This window comes from Staphylococcus sp. HMSC13A10, assembly GCF_001808005.1.
Classification (GTDB): Bacteria; Bacillota; Bacilli; order Staphylococcales; family Staphylococcaceae; genus Staphylococcus; species Staphylococcus pasteuri.
In genome coordinates, this window is the sequence record NZ_KV791842.1 from 218,066 (window position 1) to 218,931 (window position 866).

At 42.6% G+C, this 866-nt stretch carries 1 protein-coding gene; it reads left to right on the forward strand.

All coding sequences use genetic code 11. The features are described from left to right. On the forward strand, window positions 1–866 hold an 866-nt coding region (locus tag HMPREF3125_RS03300; protein WP_256278059.1), incomplete at both ends, for an Ig-like domain-containing protein.

Genomic DNA, 866 nt, shown 5'->3' on the forward strand with positions numbered 1-866 from the left:
CCAACGACACCGACTGTCAATCCAGTAACAAGCGATGATACAACAATCACAGGTAAGGCTGAACCAGGCTCAACAGTGACAGTAACATTCCCAGATGGCAATACAGCTAGTGCCACAACAGATGCGGATGGAAACTATACAATTAATATACCAACTAATGAAGACTTAAAAGGCGGAGAAACATTACCAGTTACCGCTACAGATAAAACTGGTAATACGTCAGGAGAAGCAACAACAACAGTAACAGATACTACGGCACCAGATGCGCCAACAGTAAATCCAGTAACAAGTGATGATACGCAAATTACTGGTAAGGCAGAGCCGAATTCAACAGTGACAGTAACATTCCCAGATGGTACTAAAGCTAGTGGTATAACAGATGCGGATGGCAATTATGTCATTGATATTCCAGCGAATGAAGATTTAAAAGGTGGAGAAGATTTACCAATTACTGCTACTGATAAAGCAGGTAATACATCTGGAGAAACGAAAACAACAGTGACAGATACAACAGCACCGACAATACCAACAGTTAATCCAGTAACAAGTGATGACACACAAATCAAAGGTAAAGCCGAACCAGGCTCAACAGTAACAGTAACGTTCCCAGACGGCACAACAGCGACAGGTACAACAGATGCGGAAGGTAATTACGTGATTGATATTCCAGCCAACGAAGATTTAAAAGGTGGAGAAACATTACCAGTTACTGCAACGGATAAAGATGGCAATGAGTCTGAGCCAGCAACAACAGTAGTGACAGATACAACTGCTCCAACGACACCGACTGTCAATCCAGTAACAAGTGACGATACACAAATTACAGGTAAAGCAGAGCCAGGTTCAACAGTGACAGTAACGTTCCC